This is a genomic window from Rosenbergiella sp. YN46, assembly GCF_036620675.1.
GTDB lineage: Bacteria > Pseudomonadota > Gammaproteobacteria > Enterobacterales > Enterobacteriaceae > Jejubacter.
Genome location: NZ_JAZHEE010000011.1, coordinates 50,569 through 71,564 on the forward strand (window position 1 = coordinate 50,569; position 20,996 = coordinate 71,564).

General features: G+C 49.0%; 17 protein-coding genes, 1 tRNA gene and 2 pseudogenes. 16 read left to right on the top strand and 4 right to left on the bottom strand.

All coding sequences use genetic code 11. The annotated features are described in order from the left end of the window. The 15 genes and pseudogenes from V3W49_RS10645 to V3W49_RS10715 all read left to right on the top strand — a co-directional run bounded on the left by V3W49_RS10645 (position 1) and on the right by V3W49_RS10715 (position 15,376). Positions 1-1,230, top strand: coding sequence for a DUF3396 domain-containing protein (locus tag V3W49_RS10645; RefSeq protein WP_500145340.1), 1,230 nt, complete (start codon positions 1-3; stop codon positions 1,228-1,230). Positions 1,231-1,283: 53 nt separating this feature from the next. Further along, positions 1,284-3,158, top strand: a pseudogene (locus tag V3W49_RS10650) (type VI secretion system Vgr family protein); the annotation flags it as partial. Next, the gene (locus tag V3W49_RS10655) at positions 3,107-4,030 is read left to right on the top strand and encodes a DUF4123 domain-containing protein (protein WP_500145342.1); all 924 of its coding nucleotides are present in this window, start codon (positions 3,107-3,109) and stop codon (positions 4,028-4,030) included. The pseudogene V3W49_RS10650 and the gene V3W49_RS10655, both read left to right, overlap by 52 nt. 3 nt (positions 4,031-4,033) lie before the next feature. Continuing rightward, positions 4,034-4,576 (top strand): DUF3304 domain-containing protein, encoded by a 543-nt coding sequence (locus tag V3W49_RS10660; RefSeq protein ID WP_500145344.1) that lies wholly within the window; start codon positions 4,034-4,036, stop codon positions 4,574-4,576. Beyond that, positions 4,576-5,040, top strand: coding sequence for a hypothetical protein (locus V3W49_RS10665; RefSeq protein WP_500145345.1), 465 nt, complete (start codon positions 4,576-4,578; stop codon positions 5,038-5,040). Before V3W49_RS10660 ends, V3W49_RS10665 begins: the two co-directional genes overlap by 1 nt. 12 nt (positions 5,041-5,052) lie before the next feature. Then, positions 5,053-5,574, top strand: coding sequence for a DUF2569 family protein (locus V3W49_RS10670; protein ID WP_500145347.1), 522 nt, complete (start codon positions 5,053-5,055; stop codon positions 5,572-5,574). A gap of 251 nt (positions 5,575-5,825) precedes the next feature. Next, positions 5,826-6,374, top strand: a complete 549-nt coding sequence (locus tag V3W49_RS10675; protein WP_500145348.1) for a DUF3304 domain-containing protein — start codon at positions 5,826-5,828, stop codon at positions 6,372-6,374. 2 nt (positions 6,375-6,376) lie between these two features. Further along, positions 6,377-8,188, top strand: coding sequence for a T6SS phospholipase effector Tle1-like catalytic domain-containing protein (locus V3W49_RS10680; protein ID WP_500145350.1), 1,812 nt, complete (start codon positions 6,377-6,379; stop codon positions 8,186-8,188). 53 nt (positions 8,189-8,241) lie between these two features. Next, complete coding sequence (gene tssE / locus V3W49_RS10685; protein ID WP_500145351.1) at positions 8,242-8,691, top strand: type VI secretion system baseplate subunit TssE; 450 nt, start codon at positions 8,242-8,244, stop codon at positions 8,689-8,691. A gap of 35 nt (positions 8,692-8,726) precedes the next feature. Beyond that, on the top strand, positions 8,727-9,191 hold the full coding sequence (locus V3W49_RS10690) for a hypothetical protein (protein WP_500145352.1): 465 nt from the start codon (positions 8,727-8,729) through the stop codon (positions 9,189-9,191). A gap of 59 nt (positions 9,192-9,250) precedes the next feature. Further along, complete coding sequence (locus tag V3W49_RS10695; RefSeq protein WP_500145353.1) at positions 9,251-10,588, top strand: VasL domain-containing protein; 1,338 nt, start codon at positions 9,251-9,253, stop codon at positions 10,586-10,588. Beyond that, positions 10,581-11,393 carry a hypothetical protein gene (locus V3W49_RS10700; RefSeq protein ID WP_500145354.1) on the top strand — a complete coding sequence of 271 codons (813 nt, stop codon included), beginning with the start codon at positions 10,581-10,583 and terminating at the stop codon, positions 11,391-11,393. Before V3W49_RS10695 ends, V3W49_RS10700 begins: the two co-directional genes overlap by 8 nt. 64 nt (positions 11,394-11,457) lie before the next feature. Further along, entirely contained in the window at positions 11,458-11,568 is a 111-nt protein-coding gene (locus V3W49_RS10705) for a hypothetical protein (protein WP_500145408.1), read from the top strand. Positions 11,569-11,967: 399 nt separating this feature from the next. After that, the gene (locus V3W49_RS10710) at positions 11,968-12,852 is read left to right on the top strand and encodes a HamA C-terminal domain-containing protein (protein ID WP_500145356.1); all 885 of its coding nucleotides are present in this window, start codon (positions 11,968-11,970) and stop codon (positions 12,850-12,852) included. 10 nt (positions 12,853-12,862) lie between these two features. After that, positions 12,863-15,376, top strand: coding sequence for a DEAD/DEAH box helicase (locus V3W49_RS10715; protein ID WP_500145357.1), 2,514 nt, complete (start codon positions 12,863-12,865; stop codon positions 15,374-15,376). On the opposite strand, the gene V3W49_RS10720 is transcribed toward V3W49_RS10715, so the two are convergent. The 4 genes and pseudogenes from V3W49_RS10720 to V3W49_RS10735 form a co-directional block, all read right to left on the bottom strand. Continuing rightward, positions 15,363-16,241, bottom strand: a complete 879-nt coding sequence (locus V3W49_RS10720; protein ID WP_500145358.1) for a hypothetical protein — start codon at positions 16,239-16,241, stop codon at positions 15,363-15,365. The genes V3W49_RS10715 and V3W49_RS10720 overlap by 14 nt on opposite strands. A 530-nt stretch (positions 16,242-16,771) precedes the next feature. Then, positions 16,772-16,852, bottom strand: a pseudogene (locus tag V3W49_RS10725) (hypothetical protein); the annotation flags it as partial. Positions 16,853-16,904: 52 nt separating this feature from the next. Next, complete coding sequence (locus V3W49_RS10730; protein WP_500145360.1) at positions 16,905-18,161, bottom strand: tyrosine-type recombinase/integrase; 1,257 nt, start codon at positions 18,159-18,161, stop codon at positions 16,905-16,907. A 194-nt stretch (positions 18,162-18,355) separates the two neighbouring features. Continuing rightward, positions 18,356-18,431 (bottom strand) — tRNA-Phe (locus V3W49_RS10735). Positions 18,432-18,850: 419 nt separating this feature from the next. Between V3W49_RS10735 and V3W49_RS10740 the strand changes: the two genes are divergently transcribed. Beyond that, a complete protein-coding gene (locus V3W49_RS10740) occupies positions 18,851-20,986 on the top strand; it encodes an ornithine decarboxylase (RefSeq protein WP_500145361.1) in 2,136 nt (711 codons plus the stop codon). Positions 20,987-20,996: the final 10 nt, after the last annotated feature.

A 20,996-nucleotide genomic window follows, 5' to 3' on the forward strand; every position in this document is an offset into this window, starting at 1 on the left:
ATGGAACTGAATGATTTAGACCTGAATTATATTGAGAAGTGGTTGCCTGAGGTGTCGGTTAAGTACAAGGACGGTAGCCCGGCAGTGAATCTCGGGCTGATTATTACCGTATTTTTTAAAGATGGTCATACACCCGAAGTGCGCCGTAAAATGGTGGAGTGTGTTGATCGTTACTATAATGAATTTAAACCGTATCTGAAAAAAACACTGCCCGTAAAGAAATGGACAGCTATAACGGAAAAAAACTACGCAAAAATGCGACAGGAGATACTGGGCTCTTCCCCGGAAGAAATATTTAGTTGGGTACTGAGTTCAGGAACCGAAACTTACTTGGCTCCTGATTACAACATTCTGATTATGGGTAAACGGATATACCATAATGACAATGATCGCTCGGTTATTAAACTCACCTTTCCGCTGTCTCTGTTGAAAGAGTCGAATGGGAAGGATTGTTATCAGTCCTGGTTGATGTGGCTGTGTGAAACTTTTCACGTGGAGAGCGGCTACGCGGGGCTGTCTTTTATACTTCCCTATGATCGCGAACGCATGTTCCCTTACGAATACAAACTGGCGCAACGCTTTCCGGGCGTAATGGTGGATTCTATCGGAACGCTAGATGGAAGATTTGTGGTGAACAACCTGAAAAGCGTTTGCTGGTATACAGTCTTGGGCAATTCCTGGCTTGAAACACTCGGCGGTGCTGAGAAGCTTGCTCATCGTTTGAATAATACACCAGAGATTGAACTGCTACCTTATAACGGTGGCCTTATCCTGAAGGCTGGAGCACTACCGCCAGCGCTGGGTGAGACGAAAACCGAAGAACTGCCGCCATTACTGGTGAAAGTAAACCAGATCATTAAACCCATTAGGTTTAATGGGACACGTTCGTTGCATTTCTACTCCGAACACGAAAATTTTCAGTTCGATGATGAGTCCAGCTTACAGTGGTACAGGCGCTTTGACGAGGCGAGTGCTCTTCTGGATGAAGAAGACGCCGGGAAATCCTGTGAACCGGTTCGAATCACCCGCTGGACGGATGAAATTGCCCCTCATGCGGGTGAGTGGGCAAGCATCGTTAACGGCACAACGCAATATATTCAGACGCAGCAGGGGCAGAAAATGCCTGCATTTGAGGATAAAGATGGCAAACAGCACCGCGCCCGCTGGTCATTACTCAAACGTGATGATGGCAATAGTGTGTTTGCAATGGCTCCGGATGAAGAGAGGTAACGATGTTGCAAAATTCGTCTTCTTTTCCACGGTTGTAAGCGCTGAATGAACAGTCCGAAACCGACCTGCAGTTTATTCAGCGCATTCTTTCTGAAGTGGGCATCTGGTTCCGGACCGGGGTGAACACCACTACCGGGCTGGATACGGTGACTTTCGCCGACAGTCAGTTGCAGTATCAGTTTGACGTACGGCTTCCGTACCGGGAGCCTTCCGCACTGTATGACGGCGCGGTCGAGGCCGCGTGGGATGCGCGGGTCTGGCATAACACCGTCACCGGCAGCGTGACCACCCGGGATTACAATTACCGCACCGCCAGCACACCGATGGATGCGCGCGGTCGCGTCAGAAACGAGACGGCGACCACCGGCGAGCACTACCGCTACCTGACGCCTTACCGTGAAGCGGGCGACGACACCCCCTCCGAACCGGAAACGGAAAGCGGGGCGTTTTATGCCCGTATCCATCACGAGCGCGAGCTGAACAATGCCATCCGTCTGCATCTGTTCAGTAACGCCAGTCACCTGACGCCGGGCATGGTGCTGGAGACCGGTGGCCGTGAGGTGCCGGAGCTGAAAGAGGGGATGGTCATCACCCTTGCCACCTTCCGCGCGGCTCGCGATACCCGCCTGCATGTGTCGGTGTGGGGGATGCCCTACAGCGAACAATTCTGCTTCCGGCCGAAAACGACGCCGCGCCCGGCCATTGCCGGGACGCTGATGGCGCGGGTGGAAAGCGAAGAGAAGAATGACCCTTATGCGCATCTGGACGACACCGGTCGCTACCGGGTGAAGCTGGACTTCAGCCGCGAGGATGCGGAGCCGGGCTACAGCTATCTGTGGATACGTCAGGCGAAGCCGTATGCCGGTGAAACGTACGGCTGGCACACGCCGCTCATCGACGGCACCGAAGTGGGTATTGCTTTTGACGGTGGCGACCCGGACCGGCCGTATATCGCCCGTGCCTTTCACGATTCAGAGCATCAGGACGTGGTGACCCGGGACAACCGCAGCCAGAACGTTCTGCGCACGGCAGGGCGCAATGAACTGCGGATGGAAGACCGGCGTCAGGCAGAGCATATTGCGCTGAGTACGCCGTTCGGCGCCACGGCCCTGAATCAGGGGCATATCGTGGATGCACAAAATGAAGCGCGCGGCACCGGGTTTGAGCTGCGCACCGACGAGTTCGGGGTTATCCGCGTGGCAAAAGGGCTGCTCATTACAGCAGATGGTCAGGCGAAGGCTGAAGGCGACGTGCTGAGCATGGATGAAGCCCTGAGAGAAATTGAGGCGGGGCATCAGCGGCTGGCCCTGCTGGCGGATGCAGAGCGCCAGGCGCTGGCGCTGGAAGCGGATGTGGCCAGTCAGACAGCGATGTTCAGTGAGCGCCTGAAGCCGCTGAACGAGGTGGTTCACTTCACCGCGCCTGAAGGCATGGCGTTTACCAGCGATGAACACCTGCAGATGGCGGCGACGGACAATATCGCCATCAATGCCGGCGGAGACATCAGTACCGGCTCGCTGGGGAATACGGCCCTGCTGGCAGGGCTGAGCCTCGGGCTGTTTGCACAGAGTGGCAAACTGAGCCTGATTTCCGACCAGGGGCCGGTACAGGTGCAGGCGCAGAACGGCGCCCTGAATATGAGTGCGGCGCAGAAACTGAGCATCAGCAGTATGAGCGACATGCTGTTTGCCGGTAAGAAGAAAGTGACGCTGATAGGCGGTGGCAGCTATGTGAAGATAGAGGCGGGGGGGATTGAGTACGGCACGCCGCATACGTACATCCGTAATATCAAACGCACACAGAAGCTGAGACCCGTCAGTCAGCCCGTTGAAATGCCTGCTCTGTTCCCGCCGATTGAAAATAAAATTTGCATTCCATGCCTGCTGAAAGCGATTCAGGCGAACGATGCGATAGTGCAGGGAGCATAGCAATGGACAGCACAGAACTGATTACAGCGTTATCCTGCCGTTCAGACGAAAATATCTGTCTGCTGTTTGAGGGCGGTGCACAGCCGGAAACCGATTTTCTGGCATTTAAAGAGCAGCATGAACATCAGCTGCATTCGCTGTATATCCACCCACAGCTGACGGAATTTCAGAACTACGGCCCCTGGCTGCTGGAAGTGGATAATGCCGGACAGCTACCTGACTATCTGGCGTCAGTGCCGGGATGTGCCGCAGCCATTGTTTCCACGCGCTATCCATCGTTACTGGCAGTGCAGTTATCCCGTGGTTGCACCATTGTGCAGCCGGATGGCTCCACCGAGTTGGCGCGCTTCTATGCCAGCCATGTCATCAACGTGCTGGCGCAGTCTGCTGACTGTGACTGGCACGCTTTTCTGTTCAACGGCATCACGCAGTGGTGGTTCCCGGGAGAAAGGCAGTGGCAGCCACTCAGCATTACACCCTCAGAAGTTGAAAACCCCACAAATCACATAATTCGACTGGATAACGCCACCTGGCAGCAGATTGCGGATAAGCCGGAAGTGACCAGCACTTTAAATGAATGGCAGAAGATGCCGGCCAGCAGAGCGTTTCCACCCTGTGCACAGCGACTGATGGTGATAAAAGCATTGAATAAAAGTAAAGAGGTGGGGTTGTTATCCGCTGCGGATCAGAAAGTCTTCGCGCTCTATTACCTCACTGGCGGGAGGCGACAGTTGGAGTCGGATTCACTGAGGGTTGCATTACCGAACGTGGTAAATGGAACACTGTCGCTGGCAGACGTCTTGGTTAACCTTGTGGATACACAGTACCGAAAATCTGAACAGTCCATGGTTTTTGGTTCAATCAGGAAATGAATAATGGGATTTTTTAAGACTTACGACAAAGTTGATAATACCGTGAATCGTGGTTATGCCCGCTGGGGAAAATGGATTTGGGGGAGTTTACTGGCGCTCGTACTTGCATACGGCGGATGGTTAATCTGGGCATCCATCTGGGGGCCGCCGACCGGAGGGGTAACATTAATAATCCACAGTGAAATTGACAGACCTATTTTGGGATTTAGCGTTAATGGTGTGGCGGGACCAAATGCGTCTGCATATAAAGAAAATCCTTATTCAAGTGGTGGTGGGGCAGCTACTTGCTGCGGCAGCATCAGCGGGAAAACGGCGGAAGTAATATGGACATTGAGCACCACACGTGCTCAGTACGATGCAGGACTTCGCAAAGAAACTCGCCGTGTTGTGATGCCGCTGCCAGAAAGAAAGTGGGGAGAAAATGATCTACATGTCCACTTTTTACCTGGAGATAAAGTGCTATTAGGCTGGAGTGATAATGCCTGGTCGCCTTATGAAAAACATCCGGATACTCCAGGTAAGTCTGCAAAGCAGGAGAAACACTGATGGATATCGAAAATATCATCACTGCCGCCAGTCGCGCGCAGCAGGCAGAAGAGGCCGGACTGGGAAACTGTTCACGTATTTGGCATGTCGGTTTCTTTTTTGACGGTATTCATCGTAATATTGATCAGGATGCACCGGAGCAACGCCTTAGTAATGTGGCGCGTTTGTTTAGAGCATTTCCAGAGCAGAAGCAAAATACTCATAATAAATTTTATTTATCAGGTCTCGGGACGCCATTTAATGAGGGTTTGGTAGATAAAATTTATACTATTATGGATGGTGCACAGAGTTCTGTACTGGCTGATCTCAAGGATCAACCAAAAGAAATGGCGAAGGATGATGGCATTGAACTTTTCAAAGGTAACAATTGGTGGGAGTTACGTGAACAGTTACCTGATATTGTCCAGGGAAAGCAATCACTCTCGGGCTTAGCGATAAAGATCTGTTCAGGAAATGTAAAATAAGGAATGGAAAGCATGGATAACGAACAGAAGCAAACAATGTCTGACAAGGAAATTGAAATCAATAACGAGAGTATACCTGCGGGGCTAAGTGGGTGGCTGGTGCTTATAGCATTTCATTTGGTTGTCATGGCTATAGTTTATGGTATTCCACTATTGGCTCTCTTTTTCCACCCTGAGATATATTTTCGGTTCCAGAACACATCAGAAAAATTGTTTTTTATACTGTCCTGTGTCGTTGGGGTGATTTCAGTTGTGACAATAATTTTAGCTCTTGCTGCATTATTTAAGAAAGAATCTGTTTTTGTGAATCGTTACAGGTTGTTTATCTATTCTATTGTATTGATCTCGGTTGTGGATTGTGCAAGTTTGTTGTGGCTTAACGCCCTGGGTTATTATTCCAGCTACGGATGCTATGGGGGGGATATCTTGCTCAAAAAAGTCATGGTGGCTTTCGTTCATCCTGTTTTTCTGATATGCGTATGTATTCCTTATCTGGAGAAATCAAAAAGAGTTAAGAAAATATTTACGCGTTAATATTTTTTATTGAGATGAATGAGTCCGAAAATGACTTTTTTAATGCTTTGGGTAAATAGATGAAGCCATAAGTAAAGGGTATGCCGCAGGGGGGCTGGAGCGATAACGCCTTTTCCCCCTACGATCCCCGCAGTCCGCACTATACGCCGTCTCCGCTGCTTGAAGATAAATAACCCTGAGTATTGTGGCGGCGATAAATGCTCAGGGTTATTGGTCTACAGGGATTTTATTTTAAAAGGTGGCGATATCTGATGGGATTTTTTACCAAACTGGAAAAAGTAGATGGCGCGGTCAGCCATTTTTACGCCAGAAAAAAGGTCTGGCTGTGGAGCGCGGTGGCGTTACCGGTGTTATTTGTACTGGGCTGGGTACTCTGGGTAATGTTCTGGGCGCCGCCGATGGGGGGGGTAACCCTGATCATTCACAGCAAGCTGGATCGCCCTATTCTGGGTTTTAGTGTGAATGGTGTGGCGGGAGGTAATGCCAGTGCGCATGACCCCAATCACAAATATGTAAGTGAAAGCGGAGGGGCAGCAACCTGCTGCGGTGCGATTAAAGGAAAAACGGCGGAGGTGATCTGGACGCTGGATGTCACCGGGCCACAGTATGATGCAGGAATGCGCCTGGAGCGGCGCCGGGTAGTGGTGCCGTTGCCGGAGCGCAAGCGGGGCGAGAACGATCTGCACGTTTACTTTTTGCCAGGCGACAAAGTGCTGCTGGGCTGGAGCGATAACGCTTTTTCCCCCTATGACCCGCGCAGCCCGCACTATACGCCGTCTCCGCTTCTGGAAGGAAAATAACTATGGCATTCGATCTGGATTCCTGTATTGCGGCGGCGAACCGGGCGTCGCAGGCCTGTGAGTACCGGCTGGGAAATTGCTCGCGGATACTGCATATCGGCTTCTTTTTTGACGGCGTGGGGCGCAATATCGAGCAGGATGCGCCGGAAAACCGCCTCAGCAATATTGCACGTCTATATAGGGCTTACCCTGATAAAGAAAATACAACAGATGTTGCTGCATATAGAAAATACTATATCTCGGGTTTGGGCACCCCCTTCCTGGAAGTGGAGGGAGAAAAGCTTCAGCAGTTTATGGACGGTACCAGCCGTTCGGTGCAGGAGAGCCTGAAAAATCAGCCTGCGGAACGGCTGAAGGATATTATTAAAGCGAAAATCGGCGGCGCCAGCAACCAGCAGGCCGGCAACGAACTAAGGCAAAAGCTGCTGACCCCCAAAGGCCAGCTTAAGCTGTTAAGGGAAGCTACCCTGAAGGGCGTGATCCATGCGGGTATCGAGGCCACCCCCTGGCTGCGCGATAGCGAGTTTATGGCCTACAGCATGGTCAGCGGGGCCGATACGCGCCTGAACAGTACCCGGGTTCGCTTTGAGCGTACTTTTGAAGAGGCGATGCAAAATGGCGAAGTGCCGCTGCGGCTGATTTCCGTGTCGGTATTTGGCTTTGATATGGGGGGAACGCAGGCCCGCCAGTTTATCGACCTGCTGCTCAATGACATGTGCCAGCAGGGGCCGGAGGGAAAGCCGACCTTCCGTGGCGTACCGGTCGATATCGTGTTTACCGGGCTGTTTGACTGTTCGCGCGACACGCCGATGAGCAGCGATAACGGTCTGGACTACGCCAACAGCATACTGGAATGGGTGCCGGAAAAGCGCGTTGAGACGGCGGGGCAAATTATCTCGCTGTTCGGGCGCAAGTTTCTTGACCATCAGTCGCCGTTGCCGGAGACGGTTAAAAACTCGCTGCACCTGGTGGCGGCCCATGAGCGCCGACGCTGGCGCTGCCTGTACCGGACCGGTCGGGACGATGTAAAGCACCAGGAGATCCTGATGCCGGGGTGCAGCGAAGATATCGGCGGCGGGTTAAAGCCGGATGTGCAGAAGCCGAGCGCCGAACTGAGTCGCGTGCCGCTGCGCAAAATGTATCTGGAAGCGATGAAATCCGGCGTTCCCTTCCATGATTTAAAGACATTAAGAGAAGTATCTGCGACTGTTGCATCATATTTTTCTCTCCAGGACAGCGTGGAAAGCCAGTTAGTTGATAAATGGGTAGGCTCCTACCAGAGCGCGGTTAACGCCAGTACGCTCAGCTATCGCGCCATGAACCGGCACCTCGACGGTTATTTTGAGTGGCTGGGGCGCCAGTTCTACGAATATAAAAGCGAACTGCGCCGGCTGGAAGGGGTTAGGGACGGCGTTCTGGCATCGGTCTCTTCAGCGGCAGGAGCGGCAGGGCTGGTGGGGCTTACCACCCAGGCCCACCAGGCCAGGGATGAGGTGATGGAGGATATTGCAACGCTGAAAAAACACTGGGGCTGGCTGTCAGATGTGGCGAATGCGGCACATCTTCTGCTGACCCAGGAATATCATTACCCCCCTCAGCTTTACCTGGAAAATATTCTTGAACCCGCTCGGTCACGCGCGCAGTATTTCCTGGAGTGCGGCGCAGCAGGGTATGATGGTAAAGCCCCGCCGATAAGATGGTGTGTGGATGCGTCGGTGCTGTATGCGTGGTTTGTGCATGATGTGCAACGCTCGGAAGGTATCAACGACGGGTATTTTGCGGTGCGCTGGATGGAGCCCCGGGAGGCATCATAACCAAATAAACTCAGCAGTAACCTTATATTAAACCATCATGAGATAAATTTACGATGTCGCATAACGCCCCCTCCCTCTACGAAACCCTCTTCGGCAACTTTAGCGGCGGTCTGGATCTGCATCAGGTCAGCGAAGAGAACCAGGTGATTCTGTCGGTGCTGGACAATATGCAGCGCATCCTCAACTGTCGCGCCGGTACCCTGGCGCATCTGCCGGACTACGGCCTGCCGGATATGACCAAAATTTTACAGGGCATGCCCGGTACGGCGCATCAGCTGATGACCACGTTCTCTGACGTGCTGCTGAAATATGAGCCGCGCCTGAAACGTATTGAGGTGGTGATGCTGGAGCAGACCGTGCCCGGCGAGCTGCGTTACGCCATCGACGCCGAGCTGAAAGGCGTGGGTCTGGTGCGCTATGGCACCGAATTTATGCCGGAAGGGCGGGTGCTGATCCGCCATCTGAAGCAGCAGCAGTTTCTTGACCGGCAAACCCGGTTTTAAGGCGTTTTCTTCGATTCTGAATGATCGGGTAAATCATGTCAGCAAAAGCGCAGTTTCTTAAAAAGCTTCAGGCCAGCCAGGCGAAGCCTGAAAGCCGGGGGCTGGCGGATATTGCGGAATTCCGCCAGCGAATGATCCAGCTTCAGGAAACTATGGAGATCTGGCTTGAACAGACCGGCATCCGGGTGGAGAGCACCGTAGTTTCTCTGGTGGAACTCCTTCTGGGGGCCACGGCATTTCGCATTTCCGGGATCCGAATCCATTATCAGGGCCGGGTAGTATCCTTCATCCCCTCATTTTTGTACGGGCAGGGGGTCACCGGCTGTGTCGATGTTACCCTCCATGTGGAAGAAGAACGCACGTCTCTGGGGCGCCTGTTTATGCGCTCGCGTGATGCGTCTGACTGGACATATATGCCGTCTGCTTCTTCGGGGGGCCACAGGTTCGGGTTCTGTGAGTCTGTCTTTTTTGAATTGCTGGGTAGCCTGCTACCACAGTGATGGAATAACGGTGGAGCAGGGCGCGTTTTCCTGCAAATATATCTATGGACAGTCCTGAAATGAAAAAAACAGCCCCCTTACAGATTCAAACCGGTGGCGATCCCCGCCTGCTACCCGACTATTCTGCGCTGCGCGACGAACTGGCGAAGCTGAACCATCCGGCCCGGCCGGATGTGGACTGGCAGCGTGTGGAGCAACTGAGCCTGTCGCTGTTTCGCCACAATGGCGTCGAACTGCAAACCGCGTGCTGGTACACGCTGGCCCGTACCCACCTTGCCGCTATGGCCGGGCTTAATGAGGGGCTGGCGATACTGGATGTGCTGATCACCCGTCAGTGGGGGAATATGTGGCCGCAGCCGGTCCATGCCAGAATGGAAATCCTCGCGGGGTTCAGTCAGCGCCTGCAGAAACTGATGCGAACGCTGGCGCTACATTATGCTGACCTGCCTCTGATTTATCAGGCTGAAAAACATCTGAACGTTCTGTGTGAGGCGCTGCAGCGTCTGGAGCTGAGGCATATCAGCCAGCTACAGGGATTGTGCACCTTTATGCAGAACGCAGCGGCCCGGCTGGAGAATACCGATGGGAGCGAAACAGAAGAGGCGGCGGTTAGCCTGCCGGCGACCATGGCAATGACGTCCACTCCGGAGCCTGCCGCCGCCTCTGGACCTCTGGTCTACACCGCCCATGAAGCGCCCCCCGTCGCGCGGGTAGTGACGGCAACATCGGCTCCGCCACGTGGACGTTCCTGGGGGGCTTTTATTGCCGGTATGCTGACCATGCTGGTGGTGGGGGGCGCCGGGCTGTGGGGCTGGCAGTATCTTCATCGACCTGACCCGATACAGACTCAGCTTGTAGCCTCACTGGCCCCGTTACCCGAAATGCTTACACCTGAACAGGTGAATATATTGCGTCAGCAGACTCCGTTACCGCAGGGCTTTATCGCACAAACACAGCAACTGCTTGCCCGGCTGGATAAATTACCTCCTGACTGGAATATTACTTACGCCAGAAAACTGACAGAACAGGCTCAGGCGCTGTGGCCTGAGCAGGCTAATCCCCTGATACAACAGTGGCAGCGACAGATTAATGTTTCAGTACTTCCTGTCGATACAATGAATGGCTGGCATGAGGGTATGACGCAGCTTCAGACGCTTGCCGATAAACTGAATGCGCTTGATGGCCAGAAAGGAAAATACATTACCGTCAGTGAACTTAAATCGCAGGTCTTTGGCATGCTGACAAGCTTCCGGCAGACCGTGCCGGTGGAAGAACAGCTTCGGCAGTTGAAGCTGCTCCCTGAAGACTCTCCGCAGCGTCAGCAGCAGATTCAGCAGGCTGAGCAGCACCTCCGGGCTCAAGTCTATATGCTGGCGCAGGAAAAACATCGTGAGTGATGTAAAAGGAACTGGCGAGGTGGGTAAAACACAGCGACACCGTAATCACCGGACACAGTGGACGGCCACCGAAATTACGTTTGTGGAACAACACTATGGTCAGCTGTCTGCCCGTGAAATCGGGGAGCGGCTTGGCCGATCTGCCCATGGGGTGGCCCGAATTGTTCAGCTTTTAGGTCTGTCCCTGGGGGGGGCACCGCCCTGGTCGGAAGAGGAGCTGGCATTACTCCGGACCCACTATGCAGAAGGCATAGAGTATGTCATATCACTTTTGCCCGGGCGTTCACGCAAGGCTATCTTCCGGCAGGCGTCCCTTGCCGGGCTCACTGGTCGCAGTAGCTGGAGCCGTGAAGATAAGTCCTTTCTGGAAAAGCATTACGGCAATTTGCCAACAAAAGAAATTGCCACCAGACTGGGCAGAAGCGTCAGTGCGGTGAGGGCGGCAGTGGTCAAATTTGACCTTGGAACAGGGAAAAACAGACCCTGGTCGGAAAGGGAACTGGTGTTGATGCAGGCGCACTACAGTAAAGGGATTGATAAAGTAAAAGCGTTGCTGCCGGATCGTACCCGGGAGGCCATTTTTGCCCAGGCCGGAAAAATGGGGCTGACTGAGGCCCGGCTCTGGCAGCCTGATGAAGATAGCCTATTAAGAGCCATATATCCTGAGTCTGGTGCCCGTGGGGTACAGGAGAAGCTTCCCCACAGGACGATCCCGGCGATAAAGCACAGGGCAACCAGTCTGGGGCTGAGATCCTTCAAAAAGAAAAAGTGGGTATCAAGGGTAAGACATGATGGTAGAGGATGAGGTTGCATAAAAGCTGGAGGCTGCTGGTCTCTGGCGCAGGGCTGCCAGTCGCTGGCTCGATGTGATGCAGCACTATGGGCTGACGGAGCAGCAACGTGACCGAATACGTCAGTACAGAAAATATTGTTTTTCCTGCGCGCGAAGCCCATCAGATCTCCGGAGAAACTGGATGTGACGGAAATCGCGAGGGCAGTAAATGCCGCACTGGAGTAATGGAACTGAGGACAGCCCATGGTGAGTTGTATTCGTCATGGCTTTCCAGAACCATTCGGACGGTTTGCTGATGAACCTCAGGGGAAAAATGAGAATTTTTGTTATCCTCTTACCTATCTCAGGGGAGGGGCATCTCTCGGATTCCCGGGGCAGTTCCGGCTGCTTGGACGGTGTTGTTAAGAAAATTTGCCTGATTTGAATTAACTAACTTTTTGTAGATGAAATGACTTATTTATTGGTGTGTTTTATTATTTAGTGTGCTAAGTTAATTTTTAATCAATTTATGTGAAAGCTAATATAATTACGTAGTTCTATACAGCGTTTGTGCTCTTTTATTCATTTTATAACAGCAGAAATGAGAATGAACAATAAACTAAAGCCACAACTAAAAAACCATGACGTCATTAAAGATGTGTTGAGGAAAGTTGACGTCTCTTTATTTCTCTCGGATAAAAGAAAAGTAGAGACGTTACTAATTTATCTTCCAATAGAAAATGGTGAAAGTAATCATTTCGGTTTTCTCAAGCTCATAAAGGATGAGTTACTGCATAATTTTGCTCTCACATGCAAGGAAATTGATAGAAAATTAAAAAGGCCAAGTAAAATCGCCATAGAACAACTTTTTAAAAAGGCCTTGAGTAAACTTAGCCAACAAACTGCTCATGGTGAATTAGGTGAGTTAATTTTATTTACAATATTGGATGTTTACTTACAGGCGCCTAGGTTGCTTAGTAAAATATCACTTAAAACCAGTTCTAGAATGCCGGTTTATGGTGCAGATAGTATACATGCACAATTTATTAATGGCGATCTGAGATTGTATTTGGGCGAATCCAAACTCTATACTTCATTTTTTGGCGCAGCGTCAACGGCTGTTGACTCTATCAAATCAGCAAAGGATAAATATATACAGGAATTTAATCTTATTGACAGTCACCTTGATCTTCCAGAGCTTGATGATGAATCTCAGGACGAGTTAATAAGAATTTTGAATCCTTTTGAAAATAAAAATGAATTAAATTTCATACATTCGCCATGTTTCATTGGTTTTGCGGGTGGTGATTTAATTAAAGATGCAGAGAGTGATGAGGATTTTATCCAGCGTTATATTCACGTGGCTTACGGGTATATTGATGATTATTTTAAAAAAATTGAAAATCAAGGTCTGGATATAAATTCAACAACGTTATTTATATTACCCTTTAGCGATATAAAAAACTCGTTGAGAGTTTTATTTCCTATTTAGAGATCGCAAAATGAATAGTTTTTACATCAAATTATCAGAGAGAATATTAGCCAGCGATGAATATAAGAAATGCTCATCGGCGTTATTTAAATGTTACGCAAGTCATTTAATTGGAGATGTATCTAAATTAGGGCGGATTTTAGTAAAGCAAATGGCGACTGCTTCACAAATATTTTATAAAACACAAGAAGAAAAATATATAAAGAAAGGTGCAGCAATTCTTTCCATGTTAATCGATACATGCGGTGAGGATTATCCGGAACTTATCCCAATTTCAAATTATCTCTTCTCATCTGTTGGGGACTTCCCAAATATTAAGTTATTAGAAAATAGATTCCCTCAAGTTTCATTTAAACACAATATATTTACTGAGTCGAGTCAAAGTTACAAGAGAGCTCTAAATAATGTTGAGGAATTAGGTTTAGTACTTACCGACTTTCAACGTGATTTGTGGGATGACCTTCAGGCTGGAGAGGATATCATTACAGTTGCCCCCACTTCAGCAGGAAAAACTCATATCATTCTCCATTATTTGTTATCTGAAGTAATTAATAGTGACGGTGCCTTTGCCGCAATTGTAGTACCTACAAGAGCCCTAATTACTGAAGTATCCTCAAAAATATTTGAGATGGCTAAGGAAAGAGGATGTGAGAAAAATATCGAGATATGTACAATCCCCAAAGATGATGTTTTTTCTGAGCGTACCTTTTTTGTCATGACTCAGGAACGTTTACATGAAATCCTTCTTCGTGGTGATATATATTTTGATTTTTTATTCATTGATGAAGCTCATAATATATCAGATGAAGGGCGCGGCGTATTACTTCATCTTACTCTTGAAAGAGTACTTGAAGATAGTAGCCCACAAATTATAATTGGTATGCCATCTCCTCAATATCAGAATAGCTTTTCAAGCGTTTTCAAAGGCGTGGGGTTTACTAAAATAATAACAACCCATTCTCCAGTCTCCAAATTGATTTTTGAGGTTAGGGCCAAAGGAAGAAATCTAGAAATCATTAGACAGGGGGCTGATGATAAAGCTATTTTACCCAAGGGATTTACTGATAAAAAACTAGCAGATATTGTTTTAAGGCTTGGGAAAAACCAAAGTAATATAATTTATAGGAATCAAACAAATCATTGTGAATACATTGCTAATGAAATAGCAAAAAGAATTACCAAGTATGAGGAAAGTGAATCCCTTAACGAGGCTTCAGAATATATACAGCATTTTATCCACGATGAGTTTACTTTAGCAGATAATATAAAGAAAGGGATTGCATTTCATTATAGTCCGTTACCCACATCTGTCAGGATTCTTGTGGAAAACCTTGTAAAAGAGGGGCACATAAAGTTTATTTCTTGCACAAGTACGTTAGCCGAAGGTGTGAATCTTCCGGCAAAAAATCTTTTCATGTGTAATCCTGCGTTCAAAAAAGGGAATTATGATAAAATGGAAAGAATTGAGGATGTAAAAATAAATAATATTACTGGACGTGCGGGCAGAATGTTGCATCATTTCTCTGGTAATATATTCTTGGTTGATCCGGATTCATGGACATTTAAAGACTATTTTGATGAAGAAGATAACGGAAAAGAAGAGAAAATACCAACTTATTATAAATTACTTAATGAAAATATAAATGAAATATTAAGAACGCTATCGGGTCTTCAACCTATTGATGAAGATCGTTCTAAATTCTATTCTGTGGCGAATAAGTTAATAAAGTCTTATGGTAATGGTGACTTGGATTCAACATTCTTTTCATCAGATATTAGATTAAATAATTTCGCACTAAATAGATTAAGAGAAAGTATTGAAACTGCGTATTTAAATCTTAAACTCCCTCCTCTTGTTTTAGAGTCAAATCCTACTACTGGATATATACAGCAAAATGCAGTTTTTGAATTTTTAACTAGCGGTATTGATCTTAATGACTGGTCTTTGCCGTATCCTAAGTCTGAAGAATTTTATGATAGAATACTAAAAATATCATTGAAGTTAATTGAATTGGGGGTATTTATTCCAAGCGGTAATTATACTGCCGACTATATTTGTTTTATCTCTAAAAAATGGGTGCAGGATCATAGTTTAAAGGATATGATTAACTCTCAGATAGACTGGGATAAGAAAAATAAAGGTGATGATGGGAAAAAGAACGGGATTAATACATCTGTTAAAAATATAATAAATGTAATAAATAATGATATTAGATTTAGACTCTCAAATGCCTTTAAGTGTTATTTCACTTTATTTACTTTGGCATCAAGAATGACAGAGTCAGAAGCTCAAAGTATTAAGCTTCATTACTATCTCGAAATTGGCGCTAGTGACGAAAGAATTATGTCGTTGATAAATCTAGGTTTATCCAGAGAAGCATCCAAGGAAATTGCTGACAACACATCTAAATCGCTAATGTATAATAGCATAAGCGATTTGATTCAGTTACTTAATTCATCGGAAATTAATAATGTTCACAAGGTTATCAAAAAAGAAATCGAGCATTTGCTTAGCCGTTCTTAAATTTTAACAGTTCTGTTAAAGCCATATCCAATACTCGGGATGCAGTTTCTTCATCAATGAACTTATTCCGGGTATTAACTTCGGTCTTAAAGTGAAGAAACGTTTCTGAGAAATCTATTGTACTGACTTTTCCATCACTATTGTTCGCTTTAACTTTCAATACGGAACACCCATCATGATCAGATAGAAAGTTTATAATTTCAATTACGTTATCTTTAGTGAATAACTCATTATTTTCATCATTAAAAGCTAAGTCAAATGAAAGTTGCATGCCTGGGGCAATATAAGGGCTTGCACTCAATTGTTTGAAAAAATGAGGAGCATCATCAGTTATATCATTTAGATAAGATGAATTCATTCTAAAGTGTAGACTATTAAACCCCTCGTAATCATTCAGAGAAAAATATTCTTTCTCTTTTGGAATAAGATCTATTTTTATTTTTTTCTTTCTGTTTGTATTTAGTTGCTCAAGAATGAACTTGCAAACACTCTTCAATGTGCCGCTAGGACCGGAAGTAAAACCGAATACGGTTTTATACTCTGGGGATATGTAAATATAGTATAGATCGCCAATTATTCCTTGGTTAAGATGAATTCCTGTAATCGAACCATCTTTTGTGGCCTTAGTTTGCCAAGTGTTCCTTTCACGAACAACAGTTACACCAAAGATGTCATTTTTATTCATAACATCAGGGGGCGTTAATTTTATTAAGTGTTTTTTATCGCGTGAGGTTATTATCCTTGTTTTTTCTTCCGACTCACACAAAGTGAAATAGTTTAAAGGTAGATTTTCATAAAATGAATCATCTCCATCGATATTATAAAATAAGACGGTGACGCTTTTTTTTGATTTATTAGTATTCATTATCACATCCCCTATTTGAAGCAGTGATTTCTATGGCACTCTCACTCTTCATGTATAAATAGACAGTATTTTAGCATGGCCGTTTCATGGTGTCTAATTGAAAATAAATTTCTGCCGATACCTCACATAAATTATTGATTACAAGCTAAACCGACTTAATTCAATCAGAAATTTACTTCTCTTTTGAATTTTATCATTAGCATTTTGCTCTTTATCTGAATCCAGTACTGTTTATCAATGAGGCGTGACGTTCAAAAAACATTTCACCGCTGTGGAGCCGGGAGCGTTAGTCCGGCTATCGGTAAGAAGGATAATATACGGTGTGTTAATTTTTGAGCTCTGCAGTGAAATGCTTCCCCTTGGATCGCCTCACGCTAAAGTCCATGCTGTGCGGTCAATATGCCAGAAAGCTATAGAACAAAAAATAATAGAATGGCGTTCTCCGCATCTTCAGGTGCGGAGAACAACCACTAACTGTCAGTCGATGAACTGAGAAGCTTGTCAATATAATCAGCGTACCAGTGCACCATTTATCTCCCCCCATCAAGATACTGTACATGGTTATATGTGCTGCGAATGCTGTTTTTATCCACATGAGCCAGTCGTCTTTCGAACCACATATATTGAATCCCGCATTTTCCTGATTGGTTTTGATGCGGGCAGCTATCGAGACTGAAGTTTTGCAAAGTCAAATGGACTCACAGGTTTCTCCTCATTGGCATCGAGAAAATCAGCCCACCACTGCAACATCAGCCTGCGTTCGTCCAGATGCTCCGCTTTATGAATATAGGCAGCACGTACACCGTTACGCTCCTGATGGCTCATCTGACGCTCTACGGCATCTTTTGACCACAACCCTGATTCGATCAAAGAGCTGCAGGCCATCGTCCTGAAACCATGTCCACACACATCCACTTTCGTGTCGTAGCCCATAAGACGCAGTGCATTGTTGATTGTGTTCTCGCTCATTGGTTTCCAGGGACTGTGAGCACCGGTAAAGATGAGTTCGTGCTCTCCGCTGATAGCTTGGATCGTTCGCAGAATCTCAACGGCTTGTCTGGATAAGGGGACAAGGTGCGGTGTACGCATTTTGGCTCCGCGATGTGAATGTTTGACGCCTGTAATGGACTTACGCTTCGGGGGAATAGTCCACATCGCTTTCTCAAAATCGATCTCAGGCCAGCGGGCGAAACGCAGTTCGCTGGAACGTATGAAAATAAGCAGGGTGAGTTTTGTAGCAAGTGTAGTGAGTATCTGGCCTTTATAGGCATCCAGGCGAGCAAGCAGTTCAGGGATTCGATCAAGCGGAAGGGCGGGGCGGTGTTGACGTTTAACTGTCGTGAGTGCTCCAGCCATATCCACCGCTGGATTATAAGTGATGATGCCAGACTGTGCTGCATAACGCATTACAGCAGTAATTCGTTGCTGTATGCGCGAAGCAATTTCATAAATCTCTTTTGCTTCCGCCGCTCTCACCGGGATTAACAGATCAGGGGTTCTGAGAGTGGTAATATCGCGTGAACCAATGTAAGGAAACACATGACTTTCCAGGCTCTTAAGGACTTTCTCGCTGTGAGTTTCTGACCATTTCTTGTTGCTTTGATGCCACTGACGGGCAACCAGCTCAAACGTATTGGCGGCTTCAGGAGCCGCTTTTCTGGCTCTTTTTTGTTCACAGGGGTCAATGCCCTCTGAAATAAGTTTTCTGGCTTCGTCGCGCTTCTCGCGTGCCTCAGATAGTGAAACCTCAGGATACAGGCCGAGGGCGAGCGTTTTCTCTTTGCCAAGATGGCGATAGCGAAGCCGCCAGTACTTTGAGCCATTAGGATGGACCAGCAAATGCATATTGCCACTGTCGGCAAGTTTATACGGTTTTTCGTCCGGTTTAGCTGCCCGGATCTTTGCGTCAGTAAGGGCCATAACAGGGATCCTGAGTAATTTGAGGGTACAGAATTCTGTCGAATCAGACTATACCCTCAATTGTACCCTCGCAAGGGTGTTGATGTGGGTAGAATTGGGTTGAGTTGGATGGAGTTAATGTATTGTAGGTGTGTTGATTTTTGCGGGCTCAGAATGCAAAAACGGACCTCCGTGGAGGTCCGTTGATATGAATTTGGTGCCCGGACCCGGAATCGAACCAGGGACACGCGGATTTTCAATCCGCTGCTCTACCGACTGAGCTATCCGGGCAACGGGGCGCATTAAACCGTAAAGCGCCTGTGGCGTCAATGACTTTGTCGCGGCAGCGGCGCGTTTGGCTGAATTATGTGCGCGAACGGTTGCGCGGCGTGCGAAAAACTGTCACCATCGCGCCGTTTTGGCTCAGGGCTAACGCGGAACTGCATCATGAACCTGCCAGTATTTTCCTTTCTCTTCGCGCGCCGCGCCGCATCATTGGCTGGCCGCCGCCTTGTTATATCGTCTACCATGCGGTAAGGGCACCGCACGCATAGCGCAGGGCAGCAGTAAAACCAGAGCCCCTCTGCTTTTACTGATGTCTGGCGAACGGAGCAGGAACGCATCCGGATCCTTCAGACAGCAGTGGGCACGCCGTTCAGGCGCCGTGCCGCAGGCACCCGTTTAAGTTTTTGTCCGGGGGATCTGGATCAGTGAAACCGTTAAAAATCGCCGTCAGCCATGAGCTGCTACCCCTTATTTCCAGCCAGCGCGAACTGGTAGCGCTGGACAGTACCGACTTTACCGATGTGGCGGCGGTGGTATTAAGCCCCGGCGACAGCCGCAGCGGTATTCTGGCGCTGCTTAAGCGTACCGGCTTTGGTATGCCGGTCTTTTTATTTGGTGATACGCAGCAGGCGCTGCCGGAAGGCGTGACGGCGATGCCTGGCGGCGAACGGGATTTTCTGGCTCTGGAGGCGGCGGCTCAGGCCTGGGAGCAGGGACTGCTGCCGCCGTTCTTCGGCACCCTGAGTCAGTATGTGGCCATGGGCAACAGTACTTTCGCATGTCCCGGCCATCAGCACGGCGCGTTCTTCAGGAAGCACCCGGCCGGGCGGCGTTTTTACGACTTCTTCGGTGAAAACCTGTTCCGCGCTGATATGTGCAACGCCGACGTTAAGCTGGGGGATCTGTTGATCCACGAAGGTTCGGCTAAAGAAGCGCAGAAAAACGCGGCCCGGGTGTTTAACGCCAGTAAAACCTGGTTTGTACTGAACGGTACTTCGGCGGCCAATAAGGTGGTGGCCAACGCGCTGCTGACCCAGGACGATCTGGTGTTGTTCGATCGCAACAACCATAAATCCAATCATCATGGGGCGCTACTACAGGCCGGAGCCACGCCCGTATACATGGAGGCGGCGCGTAACCCCTTTGGCTTTATCGGCGGTATCGACTCCCGCTGTTTCAACGAAGATTGGATCCGGGATCGGATCCGCGAAGTGGCGCCGGAACGCGCCGATGCGCCGCGTCCGTTCCGGCTGGCGGTTATTCAACTGGGCACCTACGACGGTACCCTGTATAACGCCCGCAAGGTGGTGGAGAGCATTGGGCCGCTGTGCGACTACATTTTGTTTGATTCTGCCTGGGTGGGCTATGAGCAGTTTATTCCTCTGGTCTCTGACTGTTCGCCGCTGCTGCTGGAACTCAACGAGAACGACCCTGGTATTTTTGTGACTCAGTCGGTACACAAGCAGCAGGCGGGTTTTTCCCAGGGCTCGCAGATCCACAAAAAAGACGATCATATCCGCGGCCAGGCGCGGTTCTGCCCCTATAAGCGTATGAACAACGCCTTTATGATGCATGCTTCCACCAGCCCGTTTTATCCGCTGTTCGCCGCACTGGATGTCAATGCCCGCATTCACGACGGTGAGGGCGGGCGCCGACTGTGGGCGGACTGCGTCACCCTGGGCATCGAAACCCGTAAACAGATTCTGTCTGCCTGCCGGATGATTCGTCCCTTCGTGCCGGATGTAGTGGAAGGACGATCCTGGCAGGATTATCCGACCGAGCAGATCGCCCGGGAGCGACGGTTCTTCAGCTTTGAGCCGGATGCTGGCTGGCATGGCTTTAGCGGTTACGGGCGTGATGAATATCGGGTGGATCCCTGCAAGCTGCTGCTGACTACGCCGGGTATCGACGCCGCCAGCGGCGAGTATCAGGAGTTTGGCGTACCGGCGGCGATTCTCGCTCACTATCTGCGGGAAAACGGTATCGTACCGGAAAAAGCGGATCTTAACTCGATCCTGTTCCTGCTGACCCCTGCAGAAAGCCCGGAAAAGATGGCGCGGCTGGTGGCGGCACTGGTGCGTTTCGAACAACTTCTGGAGCAGGACGCGGCGTTTCAGGATGTGTTACCGGGCTTGTGGCAGAAGTATCCCCAGCGCTATCGCGGCTACGGCCTGCGCCAGCTGTGCCAGGAGATGCACCAGCTCTATGTGCGTCACGACATTAAATCGCTGCAAAAGGCGATGTTCCGTCTGGAAAGCCTGCCACAGGTTGAACTGGGTGCGAAGCAGGCCCACGATGAATTTATTCGCGGCAGGGCCGAACTGGTGGCGCTCTGTGAAGCCCGAGGCCGGGTGGCGCTGGAAGGAGCGCTGCCTTATCCGCCTGGGGTGCTGTGCGTGGTGCCGGGAGAGGTATGGGACGGCGCGGCGCTGCGTTATTTCCTGGCGCTGGAAGATGTTCTGAACCAGCTTCCGGGCTTTGCGCCGGAACTTCAGGGGGTTTATCCGCAGTGTGATGACGCCGGTGTCACCCGGCTGTACGGTTATGTGCTGAAAGGCTGATACCGGCGCC